We start from the raw sequence: 24,993 nt of genomic DNA, 5'->3' as shown, positions 1-24,993 counted from the left end.
CCGCTCTGACCTGCGGCGATGTCAGGCAGTGGCCGAACGGGCCCGATCGGCCGTCCCGTGGGAAAATCGCCTCATGGTCCAGCGCCACGGTGTGCCGACCGCCCCCGAACTGGTCATGGAGACCGACCGGGGGTCCACCGTGATGAGCCCCGGCCGGACCTACCACGTCGGCCGCGACCCCCGCTGCGAGATCTGCTTCGACGACGCCCGGGTCTCCTGGCACCACGCCGTACTGCGCCCCGACGGCGACCACTGGACCGTCGAGGACGAGGGCAGTACGAACGGCACCTGGGCCGAGGGCCACCGGGTCCGGGCGTGGAGCGTCGGCCCCGGCAGCGAGCTGCGCTTCGGCCACTCCCTCAACGGCCCGCGGGCCGTTTTCGCCGCCCCCGGCCGCCCTCCGCCCGCCCCGCCGGGCCGCCCCGCCGCGTCCCCGCGCCCCTCCTCCGTCACCAATCCTGCCTTCACCGGCACCTTCCGACGGCCCACCTCGGTCCGCGCGCTCCCGGCCCGCGGCGCGGGCGCACCGCGCACCGCACTGGCCATCGGCCGCGACCCCGACAACGACCTCGTCCTCGACGACCTCGTGGTCTCGCGGCGCCACGCCGAACTGCGCGCCCTCCCCGACGGCGGCTACGAGATCGCCGACCTCGGCAGCCACAACGGCACGTACCTCAACGGCTACCCCGTGGACCGGGCCGCCCGCCTCGGCGAGGGCGACATCGTCGGCATCGGCCACCGCGCCTTCTGCCTCGTCTCCGGACAGCTCCAGGAGTACGTCGACACGGGCGAGGTCTCCCTGGAGGTCCAGGACCTCACCGTCGCCGTCGACCACGGCCGCAAGGTGCTCCTCGACCACGTCTCCTTCCCGGTCGGCGCCAAATGCCTGCTCGCCGTCGTCGGCCCCAGCGGCGCGGGCAAGTCCACCCTCCTCGGCGCCCTCACCGGGCTGCGCCCCGCCGACCACGGCACCGTCCTCTACGACGGCCGCGACCTCTACCGCGACTACGCCGAACTCCGCAGCCGCATCGGCCTCGTTCCCCAGGACGACATCCTGCACGCGCAGCTCACCGTCCGCCGCGCCCTCGGCTACGCCGCCGAACTCCGTTTCCCGCAGGACACCGCGAAGGCGGAACGCGAGGCCCGGGTCACCGAGGTGATCCGGGAACTCGGCCTCGACCAGCGGGCGGACCAGCCGATCCACAGCCTCTCCGGCGGCCAGCGCAAACGCGTCTCGGTGGCCCTGGAACTGCTCACCAAACCCTCCCTGCTCTTCCTCGACGAGCCGACCTCCGGCCTCGACCCCGGGATGGACCGCTCCGTGATGCACATGCTGCGCGGGCTCGCCGATGACGGACGCACCGTGATCGTCGTCACCCACAGCGTGCTCAGCCTCGACGTCTGCGACCGGCTGCTCGTCCTCGCCCCCGGTGGCCGGATCGCGTACTACGGCCCCCCGGACAAGACCCTCGGCTTCTTCGGCTACGACCAGTGGCCCGAGGCCTTCGAAGCCTTCGAGAACGACCAGGGCCGCGACTGGGCCGGCGAGTACCGGGCCTCGCCCTTCCAGCGCCGCTACGCCACCAGCGCCGCCTCGCCCGTGCGCGCCCGCACCGACGGCGCCCCCTCCGCCTCCGCCGCGGGCCTGCGGGTGCCACCGCCCAAGCCGCAGAGCTGGGGAGCGCAGCTGGGGACCCTGATCCGGCGCTACGCCGCCGCCCTCGGCGCCGACCGCACGTTCCTGGCCATCATGGTCGCGCTGCCCTTCGTCATGGGAGCGATGGCCCGCGCCCTGGCCGGCAGCGAGCTGACCCCCGAGACCGCCATCAACGCCCTGCTCATCCTGAACGTGGGCGGGGTGCTGACCGGCGCCGCCAACGCCGTGCGCGAACTCGTCAAGGAGCGCGTCATCTACCAGCGGGAACGCGCCGTCGGGCTGTCCCGGTCCGCCTACCTGATGTCCAAGGTGGTGGTCCTGGGCGCCATCACCGTCGCCCAGGCCGTGGTCCTCACCCTCGTCGGCCTCTTCGGCGTGAAACACAATGCACCGGACGGCAAGGGCGTCCTCCTGCCGCCGCTGATCGAGATCACCCTCGCCGTGGCGCTGCTGTCCTTCACCGCGATGATGCTCGGCCTGCTGGTCTCCGCCCTGGTCAAGAAGGAGGAGGTCACCATGCCGCTGCTGGTCCTCCTCGCCATCGTCCAGGTCGTCTTCTGCGGCGCCCTGCTCCAGCTGAACGGCGTGCCGGTGATCGAGCAGCTGGCCTGGTTCGTGCCCTCCCGGTGGGCGCTCGGAGCCATGGCCGGCACGATCGACCTCAGTGCGCTCGTCCCCGGGAAGATCACCGACGATCCGCTCTTCGCCCACTCCGCCCGGATCTGGCTGCTCGACCTCGGCATGCTGGTCGCCCTGTCCCTGCTGTTCGGGCTGCTGGTCAGCCGCCTGCTGCGACGCCACGAGCCCGCGATCATGCGGAAGTAGGGGGAGCGGACCCGATGACGCTGCCGACGGGAGGCCCGGACGGGATCGCGGACTTCCGGCCCACGCATGTCGTCCCGCAGGAGGGACTGCCCGCCTGGGAGGCCCCGGACCTCTCGCTGGCCACCACCCCGCTGGACCCGTTCCTCCCCGTACAACTGCTGTCCCGGCGCGGGGAGTGGGGCGAGATCCTCTGCGCCAACGGGTGGTCCGCCTGGGTGGACGGGCGGCTGCTGGTCGCGGTCCCGCAGCCGCCGCCCACCGCAGGCCGGCCGCTGAGCCGTACGGAGGACCCGCGCCCGCTGCTGGCACGCTCGGGCGACGCGCTGGAGCGCTACCGGCGGGCCGTGGAGGACCTCGCCGCCGGGCGGGCGGACACCGAGGCGTTCCGGCGGGGGACCCGTGGCCTGCGCGCCGGGGTGGTCGTGGACGGCGAGTCCGTCTGGATCTACGACGAGAGCGACGGACGCTGGATGTACGGCGACGGCACCCGGCTGACGACGTACGCGGTCCCGGCCGCGCCGGGCGCCCGCCCGGGCGCCGGCGGGGCGCAGGACGACGCGGCGGCCGGCGCGCGGCAGGCGCCGCCGGAGCCCGTACGGGAGGCCGATGCACCCGGCGGCGGATCGGCCTCCCACGCGGCGACCAGGCTCGTGGGCCTCCCGGACGAGGACCAGGAACCGGGCGCGGGCCCGGGCCCGCAGGCGCGATGACCGCCGGGGAGGCGTCCGGACCGGGCGCGCGGGAGGCGGCCGCGGCCGGTGGCGGGGAGGCGTCCGGACGGGGTGGCGGGGAGGCGTCCGGGTCCGGTGGTGCGCCCGGACCCGGATCCGACGCGGAGCCGGTCCGCGGGCGACCCTCCGACCTCCGGGGCAAACGCATCGCGGGCTACCAGGTCGAGGACGAACTCGGCCGCGGCGGCATGGCCGTGGTCTACCGCGCCCTCGACCTGCGCCTGGACCGTACGGTGGCGTTGAAGCTGCTGGCCCCCGAACTCGCGCGCAACGACACCTTCCGGCGCCGCTTCGCCCACGAGTCGAAGGTCGCGGCCGCCATCGACCACCCGCACATCGTGCCCGTCTTCGAGGCGGGCGAGACCGACGGGCTGCTGTACATCGCCATGCGCTACGTCGCCGGGCAGGACCTGCGGGCGATGCTGGACCGCACCGGTCCGCTCCCGGTGGAGGCCGTCGCCCGGATCGCGGCCCAGGTCGCCTCGGCCCTGGACGCCGCCCACGACCACGACCTGGTCCACCGCGACGTGAAGCCCGGCAACATCCTGGTCGCGGGGGGCACGGACAGCGAGCACCCCGAGCACGTCTACCTGACCGACTTCGGCCTGACGAAGAAGTCCCTGTCGCTGACCGGCTTCACCAGCGTCGGCCAGTTCGTCGGCACCCTCGACTACGTCGCCCCCGAGCAGATCTCCGGCAAACCGGTGGACGGCCGCTGCGACGTCTACAGCCTGGGGTGCGTGGTCCACGAGATGCTGACGGGCGGCCCGCCCTTCCAGCGCGACGACGACATGGCCCTGCTCTGGGCCCACCAGTACGATCCCCCGCCCCCGCCGTCCTCCCTGCGTCCGGAACTCCCGCCCGCCGTGGACGACGTGCTCGCCCGCGCCCTGGCGAAGTCCCCGGAGGAGCGCTGGCCCAGCTGCCTGGCCTTCACCTCGGCGCTGCGGAGCGCGGGCGCCGGCAAGGCCGCCCCGCGCGTCCCGACCCTGCCCCCGTCCCCCACGGCCCCGGCCCCGCCCCCGCCGGGCTGGGCCCTTCCGGTCTTCCGGCGGCGGGCGGGCTGAGGCTGCGGTCCCGGGGGCGGGCGTCACGGGGCGGGAGGGAGTCAGGGGGGCGGGCCCGCTTCGACCCGGCCGCGGCGGCGGACCGGGGTGGCCAGGAGGGCGCCGAGGAACCCGGCGACCGCACCGCACACCAGGGCGAGGGCGACCGTACGCCACAGGACGGGGAGCAGCTGCACCTTCCCGCCGAGGCCGTCCACGTCACCGATGCCGAGCAGCGACAGGCCGAACCGGGCCTCGACCCCGGCCAGAAGGCAGACCACGAGGGTGCCCACGGCCAGGGCGACGCCCAGGTGCAGGGCGTGCTGCCAGGGGCGGACCCGCGCGGAGGAGCGCGCCGCCATCACGAAGCCCGCACCGAGCAGCAACACCGCGGCGACGGCCACCAGCCACCAGGCCCTGGAGTCCTGCCGGGCCAGCGAAGCGACGTCCACGGTGGAGAGGTCGGGCGTCCGCAACACCTCGTCCAGGACCTTGGGCATCGGCAGCCCGAAGGGACCCTCGACGCGCCCCTGCCAGGCCCCGCCGAACCCGAGGGTGAGCGCGAGCCAGGCGAGGTTCGGCAGCCCGAGGAGGACCACGGCCAGGGTCTCCCGACCGTGCCCGCCGGTGGCGGCGACCACGACGCCGACGACCACGCCGAGCGCGACGTACGCAAGGAGCAGCGCGACGACGGCGGACGCGGCCGGGCGCACGGCCCCGTGGAAGCGGACCAACCGGGCCGGCAGCGGCGCGCGCCGCGAGACCAGCAACGAGATCAGCAACAGGCCGAGGATCCACAGCAGTCCGAAGAGCAGGGTGCCGGGCAGAGCGCTCCGGAAGCCCACTGTCGGTGCGGAGTCGAGCAGTTCACTGATCTCACCGATCGGTGAACTTCCGGTGGAGAGGCCGAAGGTGTGCCGGGCGTAGAGGGCGAAGGCCGTCAGGGCGAGCAGCCAGAGCAGCACCAACGGGGCGGCCCGGGCCAGGAGTTCGCGAGGTCGGGCGACCGCATGGTGGCGCATCGGGCGCAGGAAGCAGAAGGCCGCGGTCAGCGCCCCGGCCAGGCTGACGGACAGCGGCATGACCGAGAGCCCGCCCTGGGCCCCCGCGAGGAACCCGGCCCCGCCCGTCACGTCCACCGTGCCGCCCGCGGCCATCACGACCACGGCGGCCACCACGTGCGGGAAGGCCCCACCGGGCAGCTCGTCCGCGCCCGCGCAGAGCAGGCCCGCCGCCGCGACGACGGTCATCGCGGCGAAACCGGCCAGGACGGCGATCAGCGCGTCCGGCCACACCCGCTCGGAGCCCCGAGATGTACGGCTCACACGCAACGGTAGGCACCCTCCGCTTGCGGGCACCACCTGAACGGCGCACACAATGGTCGGCAGGAGTGCACGAAATCCACGGAATCCGGTGGTTTCCGCAGGAACGAGCCTTTGGCGACATGCGGAACATCCACCTGGGTACCGGAACTCCTCCGCCTGGGAAGAAGAGCCCGTGACAACGCAACCTTCCGGCCAGTTGCCGCCCGAGCGCCCCTCGGGACCTCCTTCGGGATCTCCCTCCGGGGCGCCGTCAGGTCCGCCCTCCGGCCCGCTCTCGGGCGGACGGCACGGCGGCCCGCCGCCGCCCCCGCCCGGGGCGCCCCCCGGGGAGGGCCCGCCCGGATCGGCCGGGCCACCGCCCCAGGGGCCCTGGTGGAAGTCCGTACCGCGGCTCGTCACCGCCCTCGTCGCGGTGGCCGCCGCGATCGCGCTGACGGTCGTCCTCACCCGCCCCTCCGGCCCCTCGCACAACGAGGGGGAGGTCTTCCTCCAGACCACCTCCGCATCGGGCCCCGACCCCTTCACGGAGTCGACGGTCGCGCAGACCGCGGCGGAGGAGATCCAGCCGACGACCAAGGCCACCACGCCGGAGCCGGGCAAAACGCCGACGGTCGCCCCGACGGGTCCCACGCAGGGAGCCACGGTCACCCGCAGCGTCAGCGGCTCGGCTCCCGGGCTGTACGGCGGCACGAAGGACATCGCCAGCTGTGACGTGGAGAAGCAGATCAAGGTGCTCTCCGCCGACCCGGTCAAGAACAGCGCCTTCGCCTCGGGCCTCGGCATCCAGCCGGTCGCGGTACCGGGCTTCCTGCGCTCGCTCACCCCCGTGCAACTGCGCGTGGACACCCGGGTCACCAACCACGGCTACCGGGACGGCAGGGTCACCAGCTACCAGGCGGTCCTCCAGTCGGGGACGGCCGTCCTCGTGGACGACCGCGGCGTGCCGCGGGTGCGCTGTGCCTGCGGCAATCCGCTGGGTCCGCCGGTGGCGCTGCAGGCGAACCCGAAGCGGTACGGGCAGCCGTGGTCCTCGTACCACCCGGCGAACGTCGTGGTCATCGCGCCGTCGGTGACGGTCGTCAACAAGTTCGTGATCTACGACCACCAGGACCGGCGCTGGTACGAGCGGGACCGCGGTGACAAGCCGAGGCACGACAAGCCGGTGCCGCCGCCGGTGATCCCGACACCGACGTTCACGCTGCTGCCGACCCCCACGGTGACGCCGACACCGACACCGACCTTCACGGTGACGCCGACGCCGACTTTCACGGTGACGCCGACGCCCACACCCACGCCCACGGACTCGCGGTCGACCTCGCCGTCGTTCTCCCCGCTGGTGTCGCCGTCGACCTCGCCCTCCGAGACCACCTCGCCGACCGTGTCGCCGTCCGACTCCGGCTCGTCGTCCCCGTCCGCGTCCCGGTCGTCATCGGAGTCACCCCCGGCGAAGGAGTCGGAATCGGCGACGACGTCCCCGTCCCCCTCCCCGTCCGACTCGGTGTCGGTCTCGCCGTCGCGCGAGGAGTCCGCGTCCCCGAGCGAGAGCCGTTCGCCCTCGCCCTCGCCCTCGCCCTCGCACTCGCCTTCACCCTCGCACTCCCGCTCGCATTCGCCTTCGCCGTCCCATTCGGCGAAGCGTTCCACGGAGCCCCCGGCGCCGGTGTCCCCGGCGGAACCAACCCCTCCGGCGCGGCCGACCCCCTCCGCGCCGGAGCCCGCACCGGTGGTGACCCCCTCGGCAGTTGAGCCGCCCCCCGTGGTGTCCGTACCGCCGGTACCCACCCGGCCGTCGTTGCCGACGACGCCGACCGTCCGACCTGCCCCCTCCGTACCCGCTCCCCCCCTCCCGACGCCGAGCACCGGCGACGGCAACGGGAACGGCAACGGGAATGGCAACGGGAATGGCAACAACAACGGAACCGGCAACGGGAACGGGAACGGAGGGGCCGGGTAGTGCGGGAGCCCGCCGCTGGAGCATGTGACCGGACCGGCCTTCTCCACCAGGGGAGGCCGGTCCGGCCCGTGGATCGAGGCCCCGGGCGGGTTCAGGAACAGCGCCCGCCCTCGAACCCGGGCACGGCCAACGGCCTTGTGGCACCATGTGCGGCATGACGACCAACCGAAAGGTCCATGCCGCGTAGACGGCCAGGACACATCCGGGCCGGAACCCCGGACCGGCAGCGCTCGCAGCGCTCAAGGCCGGCCATCGACCGACTCTCCTCGCGGGCGCTGTCCGAGATCGTTCGCCTCGAACGTACGCGGAACTACCTCCGACCGGGGGACACCAGTGCGGCATTTCGCCTGTGGAAGGACTACGTCCACAGGCCCGCGCGCGAGCTCTGGCACGACGACGAGTTCGGCAACGATTACTGGGACTGCTGCGGTAACCCTCTCGAAGGCCGGGCCCTGCTCGACGGCGTGATCCGAGCAATGTCACCGCGCGGAGCCCGCGAGCTCCGCAAGATCATCGAAGAGCTCGACGGCTTCATGGGCCCGCCCCACCCGGCCGCAGACCGCCGAAGATGAAGAACAGGCCGAGCTTGTCGTTCTCATGTCGAGCCGCCCTGCTCTGGATCGATCGATCCAGAGCGGTCCACGTCTTTGTCGCCGGCGTCGGTGCGCGACCACCACCGCCACACCGGGTGGTTCACCCCGCCGCTGGGCAGCCGCTCGACGGCCGGCCTGATCATCGCGCCCTCGATCAGCGGCCGCGGCCCGTCGTGCGCCGCGTTGGGGGGCTCCTACTTGAGAGGGAGGGGGCTACGGGTGGATGCGTCTGCCCGGGCCCGACAGGGCAAGGGATCTGTGGATCACGGGGTCCGATCTCGGCCGCCTGGCTGGATGGCGAGTGCTACGGGAGAGGGGTGAAAGGTCGGGTCCTGCGAGGGATTCGGTCGAGTTGTTCGGTCCAACAAGCTTGATGCGCAAGGGAAATCACCGGACGAGAGATCGGCCCCACGCGCATGAAACGCTTAGCACCGCTGCTCGCCACCGCTGGACTCCTGGCCACCGCTCTGCCCGGACTGGTGGCGTCCCCGGCCTCCGCTGCCCAGACGCCCGAGTACCTGCGCCAGAAGCCGGCGTGGCACCGCTGTAGCGCCGATCGCCCGGCGGCGTACGAGTGCGCGGCCCTCAAGGTCCCGCTCGACTACCAGCGTCCCGAAGGGCGCACCCTCGACCTCGCGATATCGCGGATGAAGAGCGAGAACCCGGCCAAGCGGCGCGGTGTGCTGCTGCTCAATCCCGGGGGGCCCGGGGCTTCCGGGCTCGTGCGCCCGCTCAGCATGAACGACAAGATGGCCAAGGACGTCCGCGACCGCTACGACCTCGTCGGCTTCGACCCGCGCGGCGTCGGCGAGAGCAGCCCGATCGGCTGTGGTGGACTGAATGAAGTCGAGCGCGGCGTCGGCGGGGCGTACCGGCCCGAGACCTTCGCCTCGGACGTGGCCTGGGCCAGGGGGATCGCCGACAAGTGCCGTGAGAAGTCGGGCGATGTGATCCCGTACATCACCACCCGCAACACGGCGCGCGACCTGGACGTCATCCGCGCCGCACTGGGAGAGCGGACGATCTCGTACCTGGGCTACTCCTACGGGACGTACCTCGGCACGGTGTACTCGCAGATGTTCCCGGAGCGCACCGACCGGTTCGTCCTGGACAGCGGCATAGATCCGCAACGCGTCTGGCGCGGCATGATCCAGGTGTGGGGCACCGCGGCCGAGCCCGCCTTCGAGCGGTGGACGCGGTGGGCGGCGGAGCGCTCGGACACCTACGGGCTCGGCACGACGCCCGAGGCGGTCTCCGCCACCTTCTGGGCACTGGTGGCCCGGGCCGACCGGGAACCGATCGACCACTACGGGCAGAAGGTCACGGGCGACGACATCAGGTCGGACCCGTCGCTCTTCTTCTCCCTCAAGGAGGCCTCGTTCGTCGTCAAGGTCCTGAAGGCCTCGGCTGAGCGCCCGACTCCGCCGCAGCCCCCGACCGAACCGACCCCGACCCAACCGACCCCGTCCGAACCGGGCGCGAAGGAGACGGTGGAGAAGGAGACGGTGGAGAAGGGAGCGATCCCGCAGGCGCCCCTCGCGGGCATCCGGTCCAGCGCGCCGGGTGTCGATGCGGAGCCGTCCGGGCCCGGTCAGGGCGGTGCCCCCGGTGACAACGCCTCAGCCGTGTACTGGTCCGTGGTGTGCGGGGACACGGACGCCTGGCCGCGCGATCCGCAGCAGTACGCGAGGGAAGCGGCGCGGGACAAGGTGGAACACCCGCTGTACGGGGACTTCGCATCGAACATCAAACCGTGCGCCTTCTGGCAGCGGCCGCTCGAAGCCGTGACGCCGATCAAGACCCGGGCCGCCGTACTGACCGTGCAGAACGAGTGGGATCCGCTGACCCCGCTCTCCAGCGGTCAGGGACTGCACCAGGCGCTGAAGGGCTCGCGGATGGTGTTGGGACTCGGTGCCGAGGGGCACGGTGCGTACCTCGCCAGCCCCACGGCCTGCGCCAACATATCCGTCGACGCGTACCTCTCGACGGGCCGGCTGCCCGCCAAGGACGTGACCTGTCACAACCCGCCGCCCGCCCCGGACCCGGAGGGTGCCGGAGCCCGCTGACCCCCGCCGCCCGTGCCTGCGCGGCCGGGTGACCGGACATCAGGGGCAGGCGGGGCGTGTCGTTTCTTCGGTGAACGTGGGCCCCCGTGAGGGTGAGTCCGCGGGGTGGGGCTCGCTGCGGATCAGAGGGTTCCGCTAGAACCCTTGGCATGATCAATAGCCTGACGCGCGCCTGCGCCGCGCTCGCCCTCGTCGCCCTGCCCCTGATCTCCCCGACCTCCGCGGTCGCCGCGGTCGCGGCGGTGGCCCCCTGTCCCGGCGGGTCGGTCTGCTTCTTCACCGATGCGGACTTCGGCGGGCAGAGCTGGCAGTGGTCGCCGCGCAGCGGGTACCGGGACATGCCGCCGCAGCTGCACGACCACGTGGGCTCCTTCGTGGCCAACGTGGACGCGTGCTTCATCGACTGGAAGCCGAAGGAGACCCGCCAGGTCCGCGACGGCGACTGGCGGCGGAGCTACCGGGGCGACTTCGGTGGCCGCATCGACGCCGTGCAGTCGACCTGCTGACCGCTGACTACTGAGCCCGACCGTCGACCGCGAGTTCGCCAGTTCGCGAGCCCGCGCGCACGAGGGGTGAGGGGTGGTCGCGCACAGTGACGGCACGTAGGGGTGTCGCGGCTTCCCGCCGCGCGGCGGGCCGATGGGTGAGACCCTGGCTGCATGGCCGAAAGGGGCGAATCCCCCACGGTCGACTGGCCTGCCCGCCCGGACCTGAGCCTCGCGCTCAACCGGATGGGCACCTTCGACTGGGACCTCGACAGCGGGCAGATGCACCTGGATCCGACCGCGCTCGAGGTCTTCGAACTGCGCCCGGAGGAGTTCACGGGCACCCCCGGCGGGCTCCGGGTGCGGATCCCGCCGGGTGAGGAGGCCCGGCTGGACGCGCGGGTCGCCCAGGCGCTCAAGGACGGGCGCAGCCACTACGGCGCCTACTTCCGGATCCGCCGTCGCGACGGCGCCTTGAGCTGGACCCACATCCAGGGTCACATCCTGCGCGGCCCGAGCGGGCGCCCGTACCGGATCATCGGGATCGTCCGGGACGCGGACCTCGACCCCGGAGAGCCGGGCGCGCGCAGCGAGCGGGACGAGGGGCGGCGCCGGATGACGGGCGTCGTCGAGCGGACCACGGCCATCCTGGCCCACGCCCGGACCGTCAACGACGTCACCGACATCCTCAAGGACCCCGCCGCGCTCGGTCACCTCGGTGCGGTCAGCATCATGCTCGGCGTGGTCGACGGCGGCCGCGTCCACCTGGTGGCGGAGGGCCAGCTGGGCACGTACGTCCCCGAGATCGAGTACACGCGCGTCGACGCGGACCTTCCGATGAGCGAGGCCGTACGCACGCTGCAGCCCGTCTACGTCACCTCCCGCGACGAGTTCGAGCGCCGCTACCCGCTCCTCTGGCGCTACATCGAGCCCCTCTCCGTGCGCAGCGGGGTCTACCTCCCCCTCATCGCCCAGGGCCGACCGATCGGCGCGATCGGGCTGCTCTACGCGCGGGAGGGCGACTTCACCGCCGAGGAGAGCAACCTGCTGGTCGCGCTGGGCAGCGGCATCGCGCAGAGCCTCCAGCGGGCCATCCTCTTCGAGCAGGAGCACGACCTCGCCGAAGGGCTCCAGCGGGCCATGTTGCCCCGCAGCATCCCCGCGGTCCCGGGCGCGCGGATCGCCGTCCGGTACCGGTCGGCCCGGATGGGGCGGGACATCGGCGGGGACTGGTACGACGTGATCCCCCTGGGCGAGGGCCGGGTCGGCGTGATGATCGGCGACGTCGAAGGCCACGACACGGACGCGGCGGCCGTCATGGGGCAGCTGCGGATCGTCCTGCGCGCGTACATCGTGGAAGGGCACACCCCGGGGACAGCGATGGCCCGGGCCTCCACCTTCCTGCGCGAGCTGGAGACGGAGCGCTTCGCCACCTGTACGTACGCGGAGATCGATCTGACCAGCGGGATGGTGCAGATCGTCCGGGCCGGGCACCTGGACCCCGTCGTGCGGCGCGGCGACGGCAGCTGCCACCGGGTGTCCGCGGCCGGCGGCCTGCCGCTGGGCCTGCCGCCGCGCGACCGGTCCGGGACGGGCTCCGGCTACCCGGTCACCACCATGGAGCTGCATCCGGGAGACGCCCTGCTGCTCTGCACGGACGGACTGATCGAGCGGCCCGGGGCCGACGCGGACACCGGGATGCGGGAGTTCATGGAGGCGGTCCGCGACGGGCCGACCGATGTGGAGGAGTTGGCCGACGCGCTGTGCGACCTGGTCGGCGACTCCGGTACGGGCGACGACATGGCCCTCCTCGTGCTGCGCCGCCGCGGTACCCCCGCCCCGCGCGGCGGCGGCCCGCTGCGCCAACGGCTCGACCCCGGGGACACCGACGGCCCGACGCTGGCCCGGCACCTGATCCGGGCGGCGGTCGCGGCCTGGGGCGCCCGGGACCTGGCGGACGAGATCGAGCTGGCCGCCGACGAGCTGATGACCAACGCCCTGGTGCACACCGAAGGGGGCGGCCAGGTGAACCTGCGCCTCACGGTCGAGGGCCGGATCAGGATCGAGGTCGAGGACTCCTCCAGCGCCCTCCCGCGCAAGCGCGAGGCGGGTGACTGGGCGGTGTCGGGGCGCGGGCTGATGCTCGTGGACCGGCTGGCCGACGAGTGGGGGGTCGAGCCGAAGGGGGCGGGGAAGTGCGTCTGGTGCGAGTTCTCGCTTCCCGTCGCCTCGGTCGTCGCCACCGCCGACCCGCCACCGGTCGTACCCGTCCCGCCCGGGTGAACGGGTGAACGGGTGTCAGACGAGGGCGTTCGGGCCCTGGGTGGCCTTCGCGTGCTGCATCGCCGTCAGCTTGCGCACGAAGCGGACGGCCAGCACGCCCGAGGCGAGGAACAGCAGGTCCTCGGCGATCGAGACCGTCACCGAGGTGCGCAGGACCGTCGCGGAGTCGGACGTGCCCAGCCGGTTCGCGACGAACACCAGCACGGCGGAGCCGGCCCAGGTGGCCCACCAGGCCACCACGGGGCCGTAGGAGACGCGCCGCCACGAGCCGTCGGGCGCCGCCTGCGCGCTCGCCCCCCAGATCTCCGTGGCCGTCTTGAACGGTAGCCACAGGTTGGCGATCGGGATGAACCAGCAGCCCACCGCCCACCGCTTTCCCCGACCGAAGCCCTCGGGGGCGAAGACCCCGGCATTGACCCGCACCCGGTGGAACCAGACGAGGAAGAGGACGCCGGTCGGCAGCTTCGCGAGCAGCACCAGGCTGTAGGCCATGCCGGCGAACCGGTCGGCGGCGGCGTACTCGCTCATCGTCTCCGGAGTCGGACCGTCGTCGATGAAGGCGGTCAGCGCCGCGTACAGCCGGTAGTCGGTGAGGAGTTGGGGCAGGGCGATGACCGTGGCCAGGACGAGGAGCACGCTCAACGCGGTCGCCAGGCCGGCGGGCGAGCGCAGCGCGGTCGGCGCAGTGGGCTCGGCCGGCCTTGACGCCTCGGTCGGGTCGGGTGAGCGGGGTGCACCGGATGGTGCGGACGGAATGACGGACATGCTGAAGGACCCCCCACGGGTACGGATGATGCGGACGAGCGCGGCCTCAGAACGCGGCGTTCGGGCCCTGGACCGCCTTGGTGTGCTGCATCGCCGTCAGCTTGCGGACGAAGAGGACGGCGAACACGGCCGATACGGCGGACAGCAGGCAGCCGACCGATTCGCTGGCGCGGCTGATGAGGTTCGACGCGATGAAGGTCACCCACCAGACGGTGACGGGCGTGACGGAGACCGCGCGGGCGGAGCCGTCGGGGGCGGTCTGCACGCTGGCCCGCCAGACCTCCTTGGCGATGCGGAACGGGAAGAAGAGGTTCACGATCGGGATGAACCAGGATCCGATGGCCCAGCCGGGCCCCTGGTCGAAGAGGTCGGGCCGGAACACTCCGCCGTTCACCCGGGCCCGGTGGAACCAGACGATGAAGACCGCTCCGGTGCCCAGCAGCAGGACGATCTGGGCGATCCCGACGGAGGCGTACACGAGCGCGGCCCGCGTCAGCGGGCCGCCGCCCTCGATGTCGGCGGCGCCGTCCGTGCCGAATCCGACCGCGGCCGCCATGAGGTCGACCGCGCCCGCGACGGCGAGCAGGATCGTGAGGGCGGTGGCCAGCCCCTGCGGCGAACGGAGCGCCGAGGAGGCGGGTACAGGCGGACTGATGGCGTCATAGGACATGACGAAGGACCCCCCACGGGTACATGTGATGCGCATAAAGAAACCCGCCGAGGGCGGGGCCTGCGCGAACATACGTCAGATGATCGTCAACTGTCCAAGGATTTCGATGGGCGCGGGGCGAATGGCTGAATCGACGAGATGATGGTCGTTTCGGCGGATCATCCCGTGATCGACCGCCTCATCCTGCCAACGTGCCCACACTCCGCCCGCTGCTGACGTTCCTGCTGGCCACGGCCGTTCTGGCGGGCCCCGCCCCGGGTGGCCCGACCGCCACCGCCGCGACCAGGGGCGGCGACACCGGCGGCCCGGATGCCGGTGTCGAGACCGCCCGCTCCAGCCGTCCCCTCGCACCCGGCGTCCGCCTCGACTCCTACGACCGGCTGGAGTGCGACCGCCGGCTGCGCGTCGACGAACTCGCCGTCGACCTGGGCGCTCCGGGCGTACGGGCCGAGTACCTGGGTGGCAACGGCCCGGCCACCGTCGCCGAGCTGGCGGCCCACCACCCCGCCGGACCGGGCCGCCGGGTGGTCGCGGCCGTCAACGGAGACTTCTTCGACATCGGGGACACGGGGGCGCCGCTGGGCCCCGGCATCCGCGACGGTCGCCTCCTGCACGCCCCCGCGCCGGGGGCGGGGGCCGCCATCGGATTCGGCGCCGACGGTACGGGGCGGATCCTGGACCTCGCTCTGACCGGCAGCGTGACCCTCCCGGCCGACCCCGACCGGGCGCGGCCCGGGGATCCGGCGGGCGACTCCCGGCCACTCGTCGGGTACAACACGGCCCGGCCGCCCGCCGACGGATTCCTCGCCTACACCGCGGACTGGGCCTGGGGCCCGCTCCCGGCCGCCGGCCCGGGCCCGGGCGCGGTGGCGATCGCCGAGGCCGAGGTGCGCGGCGGTCGGGTCACGGCGGTACGTTCGCCCGCGCACGGCACGCCGCCCGCGCCCGGCGTCACCGTGCTGGTCGGCCGCGGCCGGGCGGCTGCCCGGGTCGCGGGCCTGCGCCCGGGGGACCCGGTGGCCGTCTCCGCGGCGGTCCGGCGCGGCGACGGCGGCGCGGACCCACTGGCGGCCGCCCTCGGCGGGCGCGCGGCCCTGGTCGTGGACGGCGTGCCGCAGGACCACGACGGCGGGCCGAACGACACCGCCGCCCCGCGCACCGCCGTGGGCCTGACCCGGGACGGCCGCACGCTCCGCGTCGTCACCGTCGACGGCCGCCAGCGCGACAGCGGGGGCCTCACCCTCACCGGCCTCGGGCGGCTGATGCACGGCCTCGGGGCGCACGACGCCCTCAACCTCGACGGCGGCGGATCCACCACACTGGTCGCCGGCCGCAGCGGGACCCTCGACCTCGACCTGGAGAACTCCCCCTCGGACGGCGCGCCCCGCAAGGTCGCCAACGGGTTGGTGCTCACCGTCCCCACCGGCGCGGGCCGGGCCACCGGCTTCCGCGTCGAAGCCCTGGGCGGCGCCACCCGGCTCTTCCCCGGCCTGACCCGGACCCTCACCGCCACCGGCTACGACGCCACGCTCGGCCCGGTGGCTCCCGGCCCCGCCGCGGACCGCCCCCGCTGGTCGGTGGACCCGGGTGGATCCGGCCGGGTCGCCGCCGGCGGGGTCTTCCACGCCCTGCGTCCCGGGGGCGCGACGGTACGGGCGCGCCGTGCGCAGGTCGGGGGAGCGCTCCACCTGGACGTGCTCGGCCGGCTCACCGGCATCCGGCCGAGCACGCGCCGCCTCGGTCTCGCGGATCCCACCGAGACGGGGTCCTTCGGACTCACCGGCCTCGACGCGCAGGGTCGAACCGCCCCGGTCGAGGGGCGTGACGTGCGGTGGGAGTACGACCGTACGCGCTGGAGGGTCGGCGAGGACGGGCGCGGTGGCTTCACGCTGACCGCCCTCGTGCCGCGGGCCATCGGACGGCTCCGGGCGACCGTCGCGCCGCCGGGCACCCCGGCGCTGACCACCGAACTCGCCGTCGGGGTGGGCCTGGTGGAGGAGGGCCTGGCCGATCTGGACGACGCGGAGCAGTGGCGGGGACCCGGCGCGGGCGCGGCACCGGGGCACACCGGGGGCGGGTTGCGCCTGGACCTCACCGCAGGGGCGCAGGGCGAGGCCGTTGCCGCGCCGGTCGCCGCGGCGGACGCGCCGCACCCCTTGCCGCTGCCGGAGTCGGCACGGTCCCTCGGCCTCTGGGTCGAGGGCGACGGCTCCGGGGGCCGGATCGCGGCCCGGCTGCGGCAGGGGGACGGAGCGGAGGTCGTGCTGCGCGGGCCCGCCGTCGACTGGACCGGCTGGCAACGGATCACACTGCCCGTGCCCGCGTCGGCCGAGCGCCCGCTGGCTCTGGACCGGCTCTCGGCGAGCCCCGGACCGCGTCCCGGCGCGCTGGTCCTGGACACGCTGACCGCCCAAGGGCCACAGGTCGCGGCGGCGCCGTCGGGCCCGGTGGTCCGGGACCCGGCCCTCGCGGCGACGCCCGCCGAAGTCCGGGCCCGGCCCTGGCGGTTCGCGGTGCTCCCCGGTGGCCAAGCGGCGGCGGAGCTGCGGCGGGCCCGGGCCGAGATCCGCGCCGAAGGCCCCGAGCTGGTCGTGGCCTCCGGTGACGCGCCCTCTTCCGCCGTGCACCGGGGCGTGCGGTTCCTGCGCCTCGACGGAGGTCACCGGACCCTCGACGGGGGCGGGCTGGAGCGGCTGCGGGCGCTGCGCGAGGGGATCGCCGCCGCGGGCCGGGAGGCCGGCACCGGAGCGCTGATCGTCGTACAGGACGACGGGGCGGGACCGTCACCGGTGGACCGGAAGGAGGCGGAGCTGCGGGACCGGCTGCTCGCGGAATTCCGGTGGGCGACGGGCAAGGGCGCCGCGGTGGTCACCCTCGGGGGTCCCGCGGTCGCGGTGAGCCGGGCCGAGGGCGTGCTGTCGGTGACGGCGGGGCACTCCGGGTGGGTGCTGGTGGGAGCCGCCGAGGGCGGGGGAGTGGGCGTCGGTGTGGGCGTCGGGCGGGGGCGCGAGTGGCTCTCCGTGGAGCCGCATCCGGCGGGGGCGGGGCTCAGAGGGCGACGAGGGTGACCTCGGTCGCCTTGACGCTGGTCCACACCGCGGCGCCGTCCGCCAGCCCCAGTTCGGCGGCCGCGTCCGGGGTGATCTCGGCCACCAGGTCCGGGGCCTCGGTCGAAGCGACCAGGATCCGGAGCCTGCCGCCGACCGCGGTGATCTCGCGGATGGTGCCCGGCCACACGTTGCGGGGGCTGCCGCCCGGCCGGTCCCGGTGGATCGACACGGCTTCGGGGGCGATGATCGCGAGTGCCGGGGCGCCGGCCGGCAGGGCCTCCGCGGCCACCAGCCGGCCGCCGCCGGGCAGTTCGAGACCCTCCGCGGTGGCGCTGCCCGGCCAGGCGTTGCGGCCGAGCATGCGGGCCACCCACGGTGAGCGGGGGTGGCGGGTGACTTCGGTGGGCGGGGCGTCCTGGAGGGTGCGGCCGTCGGCGAGCACGAGGACCCGGTCGGCCAGCGACACGGCTTCGACCGGGTCGTGGGTGACGATGAGGCAGACTCCGCCGAAGCCGGCGAGGTGGCGGCGCAGGGTGTGCCGGACGTGGGCGCGGGTGGTCTGGTCGAGGGCGGCGAGGGGTTCGTCCAGGAGGAGCAGGCGGGGGCGGGCCGCGAGGGCGCGGGCGAGGGCGACGCGCTGGGCCTGACCGCCGGAGAGCTCGGCGGGCTTGCGGTGGGCGAGGTGGCCGACACCGAGGCGGTCGAGCCAGGCCCGGGCCTCGGCGCGCGCCTCGGCGCGAGGGACGCCGTGGGCGCGCAGGCCGTACGCGGTGTTGGCGAGGGCGTTCAGGTGGGGGAAGAGCGCGCCGTCCTGGGGGACCCAGGCGACCTGCCGCTTGTGCGGGGGCAGGTCGGTCACGTCGAGGCCGCCGAGCGTGAGTTCGGCGTGGGCGCGCGGGGTCAGGCCGAGCAGGGCCCGTAGGAGGGTGGTCTTGCCGGCGCCGTTCTCGCCGACCACGGCGATGGTGGTGCCGGCTTCGGCGTCCAGGGTCAGTTCGTTGAAGCCGCTCACCTCGGCGTGCAGCGGCCAGCGCTCGGTGGCCGGAGCCCCGGTGGTACTGACGGCGGCACCAGAAGTGGAAGAGGAAACGGAAAGGGAAGCGGGAAGGGAAGCGAAATCAGGAGTAGCGGGCGCCGGTGAGTGGGCGCCGGCGAGCGGGGTTCCGGTCCACCGTCCGCGCAGCCCGATCAGGACGGCCATGGCGATCGCGAGCAGCAGCAGCGACAGCGAGGTGGCCGCTTCGGGTTGGTCCTGGAGGAGCAGGTACACCTGGAGCGGCAGGGTCTGGGTGGTGCCGGGAAGGTTGCCGGCGAAGGTGATGGTGGCGCCGAATTCGCCGAGGGCCCGGGCCCAGGTCAGGGCGGCTCCGGCGATCAGACCCGGGGCCACCATGGGCAGGGTGACCGTGAAGAACACCCGGACCGGTGAGGCGCCGAGGGAGGACGCGGTCTCCTCGTAGCTCTGCTTGAGACCGCCGAGCGCCCCTTCCAGGCTGATGACCAGGAACGGCATCGCCACGAAGGCAGCGGCGACGACCGCACCCGAGGTGTGGAAGGGGAGGGTGATGCCGAAGGTGTCCTCCAGCCAGGGACCGAGCAGTCCGCGGCGCCCGAAGCCGAGCAGGAGGGCGACGCCGCCCACGGTCGGCGGGAGCACCATCGGCAGCAGCACCAGCGAGCGGACGAGCGGCTTCCCGGGGAACGGCACCCGGGCCAGCAGCCAGGCCAGCGGCACGCCGAGGAGGAGCGAGAGCCCGAGCGCCCAGAACGAGACGAGGAGGGAGAGCTTGAGGGCCTCCACGACGCCGGGCGTGGTGAGGTGCGTGCCCAGTTGGCTCCACCGGGTGCGCGCGAGGATGCCGAGGAGGGGGAGGAGCAGGAAGGCGACGGCGAGCAGCGCGGGCACCGCGAGGGCGAGCGGCGGGCGGGTGCGGCTACGGGTGCGGGCGCGGGTGCGACCGGTGGGGGCGTCGTGGCGGCTGCGGAATCTGGCCATCTGCTGTGCCTGCTCTGCCTGGTGTGCCCGTCGGCGACGGGAAGTGGACGGGGATGCGCATGGCGATGTGGAAGGCGAAGGGGGAGGGACTGCCTGTCCCCCCGGACCAGGTAGTACCTCCCCCGCGCGCCCGGTCGGCGCCCCGTCGGAGCGGGGCGCCGGCGACTACGCCTGCTGGAAACCGGCATCCTGCAGGATCTTCTGCGCCTCGGGAGTGCTCAGCCACGCCACGAAGGCGGCCGCGGCCTCGGCGTTCTTGGAACCCTTGAGGCCGGCGGCCGGGTAGGACGCGACGGCGTTCTGCTCGTCCGGGATGTCGACGGTCGTGATCTTGTCACCGGACTTGATGGAGTCCGTCTTGTAGACGAGACCGGCGTCGGCCTCGCCCAGCTCGACCTTGCTCAGCACGGCGCGGACGTTCGGCTCCTGCGAGACCGGCTTCACCTCGATCTTCTGCGCGTCGAGGATCTGCTTGCTGTAGCGGCCGACCGGGACCTCGGGGGCCGCGAGGACCACCTTGATCTTGGTGTCCGCGAGGTCCTTGAGGGCCGCGATCTTGAAGGGGTTGCCCTTGCCCGCGGCGATGACCAGGCGGTTCTTCGCGATCACCTTCGGGGCGTCGACCTCGGCCTTGAGGCCGTCCATGGTCTTGGTGTCGGCGGTGACCAGCGCGTCGGCCGGAGCGCCCTGCTTGACCTGGGCGGCCAGTTCCTGCGAACCGGCGAAGGAGAAGGTGATCTTCGTTCCGGGGCGGGCCTTCTCGTACGCGGCGCCGGCCGTCTTGAAGACGTCGGTCAGCGAGGAAGCGGCCAGGACCGTCAGGTTGGCGGCCTTCGGCGCGGCGGCCGAGGGGGAGCCGGAGGCGCTCGCGCTCGCGCCGTCGGCGGCGGGCTTCTTCGCCTCGTCCTTGCCGCAGGCGGTCAGCGGGACGAGCAGGGCGGCGCCCAGTACGGCGGCGGCGGCGCGGCGACGGTTGATGCTGGGGGAGAACATGGATACAGCTCCTCGGGTCTGGCAAGGACCCGCGCCGGTGACGGCGGAGCGGGTGGAGGCGCGGACGATAGAACGTGCGGTGGTGCGGTGGTGCGGTGGTGCGGTGGTGCGGTCGTGCGGTGGCGCCGTGCGTACGAGCGGTACGCGGTGCGGTGCCGTGCGCCGGCCGTCAGGTGCGGTCGATGTGGACGCTGGTGGACTTCACGCGGGCGGTGGCCTGCATGCCGACCTCCAGCCCCAGCTCCTCGACGGCCTCCCGGGTGAGCAGGGAGACCAGGCGGTGGGGACCGGCCTGGATCTCGACTTGGGCCGCGACGTCGCCGAGCTTGACGGCGGTCACGATCCCCGGGAAGGCGTTGCGGGCGGAGGTGTACGGCTCGGTGTCCTCCAGGTGGGCGCCTTGACCCACCTCTACGGAGAAGGCCGCGAGGTCGCGGCCGTCGATGAGTCGCCGGCCGCCCTCGTCGCGATGGGTCGCGACCCTGCCGGCATCGGCCCAGCGGCGAGCGGTGTCGGGGCTGACGCCGAGCAAGCGCGCGGCCTGCCCGATGGTGTAGGACTGCATGTGCGACAAGGTAGGGGCGCATCCGCCGCGTTTGCAACTTCATTGGGATGACCTACATGGCAGATGCCATGCGGATTGTTGCATCCGACGAACTCCGCGCGGGGCGGCCGGGTCGATAGAGTCGACGCATGGCTGATGAGGGAACGGCAACGGGAACGGCACGGGTGGACAGCTGGATCTGGTCGGTACGGCTGACCAAGACCCGCTCGCTCGCGGCGGCCGCCTGCCGGGCGGGGCACGTGAAGGTCAACGGCGAACGCGCCAAGCCGGCCCAGGCGGTCGGTGCGGGCGACGAGGTGCGGCTCTTCCACGCCGGGCGCGAGCGGATCGTCGTGGTCCGCCGCGCCGTCACGAAGCGGGTCGGCGCGCCCGTCGCCGCCGAGTGCCTGACGGACAACAGCCCGCCGCCGCCCACCCCCGTCGAGGCGGCCGTCGTGGGCATCCGGGACCGGGGCGCGGGCCGTCCCACCAAGCGCGAGCGCCGCGAGATCGAAGGCCTGCGGGGCCGCTGAGGCTCGGGTTGGACGGTGTATGAAGGGCGGGGCGGGGCCGGGGGTCACGCCTTCCGGTAGTCGTACGCCTCGCCCGCCGCCGCGGCCACGGCCTCCAGCGGGGCCCCGGTCGACGCGGTTACCACCGCCGCCACCGCGCCCTCCAGGAACGGCGCGTCCAGCAGCCGCGAGCCCGGTGGCAGCTCTTCGTCCAGCAGCAGCGCCTTGACGGTCAGCACCGAGCTGCCGAGGTCCGCGATCAGCGCCACCCCGGCACCCCGGTCCACCGACCGGGCCGCCGCCACGATCAGCTCGGCGCTCGTGCCCAGCGCGCCGTCGGACGTGCCGTCGGGCACGCCGCCCGCGGCGGCCACCGGGGCGGCGGAGCCGCCCGCGGCCAGGCCGCGGGCCAGCTCCGCCACCGACCGGGCGACCGCCGCGCTGTGCGACACCAGCACGATCCCGACGAGCGCCGCGCCCCCGTCCCCGCTCACTGCCCCTCCTCCGCCGGACCGTCCGCCGTCTCCGCGAGCGCGCGGAGCAGCAGGGCGGCCGAGGTGGCGCCCGGATCCTGGTGCCCGATGCTCCGCTCGCCCAGGTAGCTCGCCCGGCCCTTGCGGGCCTGGAGCGGTACGGTCGCCAGCGCGCCGCCCTCCGCGGCCGCCGCCGCCGCGCGGTACGACGTACTCAGCTCCGCGACCCCCGGTACCAGCGCGTCCAGCATCGTCTTGTCGCCCGGGGCGGCCCCGCCCAGCTGGGCGACCGCACCCACCCCCGCGTACAGCGCCTTGCGCAGCTCCTCGTCCGAGACCTCGGCGGCGTCGCCGAGTTCCTTGCCGGTGCGCCGCAGCAGGGTGCCGTAGAGCGGGCCGGAGGCGCCGCCCACCACGCCGATCAGGGTCCGCCCGGCCAGCTGGAGCACGGCTCCGGGCGAGGGCGGCCGCTGGGCGTCGATCTCGGCGCGTACCGCCAGGAAACCGCGCAGCAGATTGCTGCCGTGGTCGGCGTCGCCGATGGGGGAGTCCAGCTCCGTCAACCGGTCCGCCTCGCGCTCCACCGAGACGGCCGTCGCGGCCATCCAGCGCCCGAAGAACTCCGCGTCCCGCACCACGTCACGCACCGGATCTCCTCGCAGTCGATCGCCCGTCAGCCTGCCTTCCCCGCAGCCTACTTCGCGGGGTCAACGACCCCAGCGCAGTGCGGTGGTCTGCACGGGCGCGTCCCACAGCCGCAGCAACTCCTCGTCGGCGCGGCACAGGGTGACCGAACACCCCGCCATGTCCAGGGCCGTGACGTAGTTGCCGACCAGGGCGCGGGCCACGGGCACGCCGCGCTCCGCCAGTACCCGCGCCACCTCGGCGTGGAAGCCGTACAGCTCCAACAGCGGTGTCGCGCCCAACCCGTTGACCAGCGCGAGCACCGGCCCGCCGATCGGGCCCACCTCGTCCAGCTCCCGCAGCACGGCCTCCACCGCCACCTCCGCGATCTCCCGCGCGCTCATCATCGGGCGCCGCTCCCGCCCGGGCTCGCCATGGATGCCGATGCCCAGTTCGAGCTCGCCCTCCGGCAGGGTGAAGGTCGGGCCGCCCTTGGCGGGGGTGCTGCAGGGGGTCAGTGCGACGCCGAAGCTGCGCGAGGACGCGTTCACGCGCCGGGCGAGCGCCGCGACCCGGTCCAGCGGCGCACCCTCCTCGGCCGCCGCCCCGGCGATCTTCTCGACGAAGAGGGTGGCGCCGGTGCCGCGCCGACCGGCCGTGTGCAGGCTGTCGGTGACCGCGACGTCGTCGTTGACCAGGACCTGCTCGATCCGGAGCCCGTCCTCCTCGGCGAGCTCGGCGGCCATCTCGAAATTGAGGACGTCCCCCGTGTAGTTCTTGACGACGAACAGCACCCCCTGCCCGCTGTCCACGGCGGTCGCGGCCCGCAGCATCTGGTCGGGCACGGGCGAGGTGAACACCTCCCCGGGGCAGGCCGCCGACAGCATGCCGTACCCCACGAACCCGGCGTGCAGCGGCTCGTGCCCGGACCCGCCGCCCGAGACCACCCCGACCCGTCCGCCCCCGCGCACGTCCCGGCGCACGACGATCCGCCGCTCCACGTCCACCTCCAGCTCGGGATGGGCGGCGGCCATCCCCCGCAGCGCGTCGGCGACGACGGTCTCCGGACTGTTGATCAGCATCTTCATGCGCATCTCCCGGTGGGGTCGACAGGGATTCCCGGCTGTCGATCTCGGTGGTCCTTGGTGCCCTCGACGGTAGGGGACCCCGCCCCGCGGCGACAGGCGGGCGGGGTCCCGGGCGTGGCTCTCCCTACGGGCGGAGGCGTGGGTGCGAGGGGGGAGCGGGTCAGACCCAGAGCTGCCACTGGTTGCCGGTATTGCACTCGTGCATGTATACGGAGGTTCCGTTGCTGTCGAGGCATTCCTGTGTCTGACGGTTCCGCAGCTTCCAGCCCGCGCCGGTGTCGATCTCGTCCCAGCGCTGGTAATTGTTGCCGCTGCACGGCTCCATGTAGACGTCGTGGTCGGTGTAGGCCGTCATGCAGTAGTCCTGCTTGGACCGGTCCTTCTCCAGCCAGCTCCCGTCGCCCAGGTGCACGTCGTAAAAGGGTTCGTAGGAGCATTCCTGAACGTAGACGTCGTCCGGGTTGCCCTTCCAGTCCCTGTGGACTTGCAGGCACTTGTTCGTCGGTTTGTGGTCCCAGTGGACGAACCCGTCGGCGTGGGCCACGGGGCTCATCGCGAGGACGAGGAGCGGGGCGAGCGCCGCCGTTCCGGCCACCTGTGCCATGCGCTTGATATTCACGTCTGATTCCCCGTCTATTCGGTCAGAAATCGGAGGGAGACCCGGTCGGCCTCGGTTCAGGGAGGCCTCAGTACCAGAGCTGGTACTTGTTGTCGTTGTTCCAGCCGCCGGGGCCGAGGTAGACGCTGGAGTCGTTGCTGTCGAGGTAGCGGCCGGTCTGCTTGTGCTGGAGCTTCCAATGCGTTCCGGTCCAGCGCTGGTACCAGCGCTGCCAGTCGTTGTTCGGGGTGCAGGGCTCCACGTAGACGTCATCGTTGGAATACGCCGCCAGGCAGCTGCCCAACTTGTTTCCCGGGTGCATCAGATAGGTGTCGTCGTTGGCGTTGTACTGCTCGTTCCAGAGGTCGTTGAAGCCACACCCGTGGATGCCCACGTCGACGGGCGCCTGGTTGCCGTCGTACGCGAAGAACAGGCATTCATCGCTCGTCTTGTGCCGCCACATGTGCTTGCCGTCGGCCTGCGCGGCGGTCGCACTCGCGAGGACCAGGGCCGCGGAGACGAGCATGGTCACAACTGTCATGCGTGCATGCCTGCTTGACATCATTTCCCCTGTTGTCGGTGCTCGAGATCGGGCCATGTCATCCACTGGGACGTCACGAAATCTAGACCGAGATCGATCGGCACCCTGAACGCGTGGTGCGGGACTCGTTGACTCTCGGCGCACGCGACCGAAGGCCGACGGCCGCCGTGGCCG

General features: G+C 73.4%; 20 protein-coding genes and 1 pseudogene. 10 read left to right on the top strand and 11 right to left on the bottom strand.

The window, feature by feature from the left end; genetic code table 11:
• The first annotated feature begins 73 nt into the window (after positions 1 to 73).
• Genes ACIBEA_RS05895 through ACIBEA_RS05885 form a run of 3 tightly spaced genes read left to right on the top strand, consistent with a single transcriptional unit; the run spans position 74 to position 4,280 of the window.
• Positions 74 to 2,482, top strand: a complete 2,409-nt coding sequence (locus tag ACIBEA_RS05895; RefSeq protein WP_399258399.1) for an FHA domain-containing protein — start codon at positions 74 to 76, stop codon at positions 2,480 to 2,482.
• 14 nt (positions 2,483 to 2,496) lie between these two features.
• A complete protein-coding gene (locus tag ACIBEA_RS05890) occupies positions 2,497 to 3,192 on the top strand; it encodes a hypothetical protein (RefSeq protein WP_399258397.1) in 696 nt (231 codons plus the stop codon).
• Positions 3,189 to 4,280 (top strand): serine/threonine-protein kinase, encoded by a 1,092-nt coding sequence (locus tag ACIBEA_RS05885; protein ID WP_399258395.1) that lies wholly within the window; start codon positions 3,189 to 3,191, stop codon positions 4,278 to 4,280. Before ACIBEA_RS05890 ends, ACIBEA_RS05885 begins: the two co-directional genes overlap by 4 nt.
• A gap of 41 nt (positions 4,281 to 4,321) precedes the next feature.
• Here ACIBEA_RS05885 and ACIBEA_RS05880 read toward each other — a convergent pair whose 3' ends face one another.
• Entirely contained in the window at positions 4,322 to 5,584 is a 1,263-nt protein-coding gene (locus ACIBEA_RS05880; protein ID WP_399258393.1) for a streptophobe family protein, read from the bottom strand.
• 196 nt (positions 5,585 to 5,780) lie between these two features.
• Here ACIBEA_RS05880 and ACIBEA_RS05875 point away from each other — a divergent pair.
• From ACIBEA_RS05875 to ACIBEA_RS05855, 5 genes and pseudogenes are all read left to right on the top strand, one after another.
• A pseudogene (locus ACIBEA_RS05875) lies at positions 5,781 to 7,088 on the top strand (DUF6777 domain-containing protein); the annotation flags it as partial.
• 626 nt (positions 7,089 to 7,714) lie between these two features.
• Positions 7,715 to 8,110, top strand: a complete 396-nt coding sequence (locus ACIBEA_RS05870; protein WP_399258391.1) for a hypothetical protein — start codon at positions 7,715 to 7,717, stop codon at positions 8,108 to 8,110.
• Between the two features lie 437 nt (positions 8,111 to 8,547).
• Positions 8,548 to 10,197: an alpha/beta hydrolase gene (locus tag ACIBEA_RS05865; protein WP_399258389.1), complete on the top strand. Its 1,650-nt coding sequence runs from the start codon at positions 8,548 to 8,550 to the stop codon at positions 10,195 to 10,197.
• A 149-nt stretch (positions 10,198 to 10,346) separates the two neighbouring features.
• Positions 10,347 to 10,703, top strand: a complete 357-nt coding sequence (locus ACIBEA_RS05860; protein ID WP_399258387.1) for a peptidase inhibitor family I36 protein — start codon at positions 10,347 to 10,349, stop codon at positions 10,701 to 10,703.
• A 153-nt stretch (positions 10,704 to 10,856) separates the two neighbouring features.
• Positions 10,857 to 12,965, top strand: coding sequence for a SpoIIE family protein phosphatase (locus tag ACIBEA_RS05855; protein ID WP_399258385.1), 2,109 nt, complete (start codon positions 10,857 to 10,859; stop codon positions 12,963 to 12,965).
• Between the two features lie 15 nt (positions 12,966 to 12,980).
• Here ACIBEA_RS05855 and ACIBEA_RS05850 read toward each other — a convergent pair whose 3' ends face one another.
• Both ACIBEA_RS05850 and ACIBEA_RS05845 read right to left on the bottom strand, forming a co-directional pair.
• Complete coding sequence (locus tag ACIBEA_RS05850; RefSeq protein WP_399258383.1) at positions 12,981 to 13,730, bottom strand: DUF4328 domain-containing protein; 750 nt, start codon at positions 13,728 to 13,730, stop codon at positions 12,981 to 12,983.
• 46 nt (positions 13,731 to 13,776) lie between these two features.
• Positions 13,777 to 14,400 carry a DUF4328 domain-containing protein gene (locus ACIBEA_RS05845; protein WP_399258381.1) on the bottom strand — a complete coding sequence of 208 codons (624 nt, stop codon included), beginning with the start codon at positions 14,398 to 14,400 and terminating at the stop codon, positions 13,777 to 13,779.
• A 191-nt stretch (positions 14,401 to 14,591) separates the two neighbouring features.
• Between ACIBEA_RS05845 and ACIBEA_RS05840 the strand changes: the two genes are divergently transcribed.
• Positions 14,592 to 17,468 (top strand): phosphodiester glycosidase family protein, encoded by a 2,877-nt coding sequence (locus tag ACIBEA_RS05840; protein WP_399258378.1) that lies wholly within the window; start codon positions 14,592 to 14,594, stop codon positions 17,466 to 17,468.
• Here the strand turns inward: ACIBEA_RS05840 and ACIBEA_RS05835 are convergent.
• From ACIBEA_RS05835 to ACIBEA_RS05825, 3 genes are all read right to left on the bottom strand, one after another.
• Entirely contained in the window at positions 17,449 to 19,446 is a 1,998-nt protein-coding gene (locus ACIBEA_RS05835; protein WP_399258376.1) for an ABC transporter permease, read from the bottom strand. The genes ACIBEA_RS05840 and ACIBEA_RS05835 overlap by 20 nt on opposite strands.
• A gap of 165 nt (positions 19,447 to 19,611) precedes the next feature.
• Entirely contained in the window at positions 19,612 to 20,439 is an 828-nt protein-coding gene (modA, locus tag ACIBEA_RS05830; protein WP_399258374.1) for a molybdate ABC transporter substrate-binding protein, read from the bottom strand.
• Between the two features lie 169 nt (positions 20,440 to 20,608).
• Positions 20,609 to 21,004, bottom strand: a complete 396-nt coding sequence (locus ACIBEA_RS05825; protein WP_399258372.1) for a molybdopterin-binding protein — start codon at positions 21,002 to 21,004, stop codon at positions 20,609 to 20,611.
• A gap of 128 nt (positions 21,005 to 21,132) precedes the next feature.
• Here ACIBEA_RS05825 and ACIBEA_RS05820 point away from each other — a divergent pair, with 128 nt between their 5' ends.
• Complete coding sequence (locus ACIBEA_RS05820) at positions 21,133 to 21,516, top strand: RNA-binding S4 domain-containing protein (protein WP_399258370.1); 384 nt, start codon at positions 21,133 to 21,135, stop codon at positions 21,514 to 21,516.
• A 44-nt stretch (positions 21,517 to 21,560) separates the two neighbouring features.
• Here the strand turns inward: ACIBEA_RS05820 and ACIBEA_RS05815 are convergent, their stop codons facing one another.
• The 5 genes from ACIBEA_RS05815 to ACIBEA_RS05795 form a co-directional block, all read right to left on the bottom strand.
• The gene (locus ACIBEA_RS05815; RefSeq protein WP_399258368.1) at positions 21,561 to 21,989 is read right to left on the bottom strand and encodes a PTS-dependent dihydroxyacetone kinase phosphotransferase subunit DhaM; all 429 of its coding nucleotides are present in this window, start codon (positions 21,987 to 21,989) and stop codon (positions 21,561 to 21,563) included.
• Positions 21,986 to 22,603 carry a dihydroxyacetone kinase subunit DhaL gene (gene dhaL, locus ACIBEA_RS05810; RefSeq protein WP_399259040.1) on the bottom strand — a complete coding sequence of 206 codons (618 nt, stop codon included), beginning with the start codon at positions 22,601 to 22,603 and terminating at the stop codon, positions 21,986 to 21,988. The genes ACIBEA_RS05815 and dhaL overlap by 4 nt, the downstream gene beginning before the upstream one ends.
• 72 nt (positions 22,604 to 22,675) lie before the next feature.
• On the bottom strand, positions 22,676 to 23,680 hold the full coding sequence (gene dhaK / locus ACIBEA_RS05805) for a dihydroxyacetone kinase subunit DhaK (protein WP_399258366.1): 1,005 nt from the start codon (positions 23,678 to 23,680) through the stop codon (positions 22,676 to 22,678).
• A 160-nt stretch (positions 23,681 to 23,840) separates the two neighbouring features.
• Positions 23,841 to 24,299 (bottom strand): RICIN domain-containing protein, encoded by a 459-nt coding sequence (locus ACIBEA_RS05800; RefSeq protein WP_399258364.1) that lies wholly within the window; start codon positions 24,297 to 24,299, stop codon positions 23,841 to 23,843.
• Between the two features lie 67 nt (positions 24,300 to 24,366).
• The gene (locus tag ACIBEA_RS05795; protein WP_399258362.1) at positions 24,367 to 24,819 is read right to left on the bottom strand and encodes a hypothetical protein; all 453 of its coding nucleotides are present in this window, start codon (positions 24,817 to 24,819) and stop codon (positions 24,367 to 24,369) included.
• Positions 24,820 to 24,993 lie beyond the last annotated feature (174 nt).

Source organism: Streptomyces sp. NPDC051555 (assembly GCF_044454405.1).
In the GTDB taxonomy this organism is placed as follows: Bacteria; Actinomycetota; Actinomycetes; order Streptomycetales; family Streptomycetaceae; genus Streptomyces.
The sequence above is the reverse complement of the archived record's forward strand: the minus strand, read 5'-3'. Positions and strand labels throughout refer to the sequence as shown.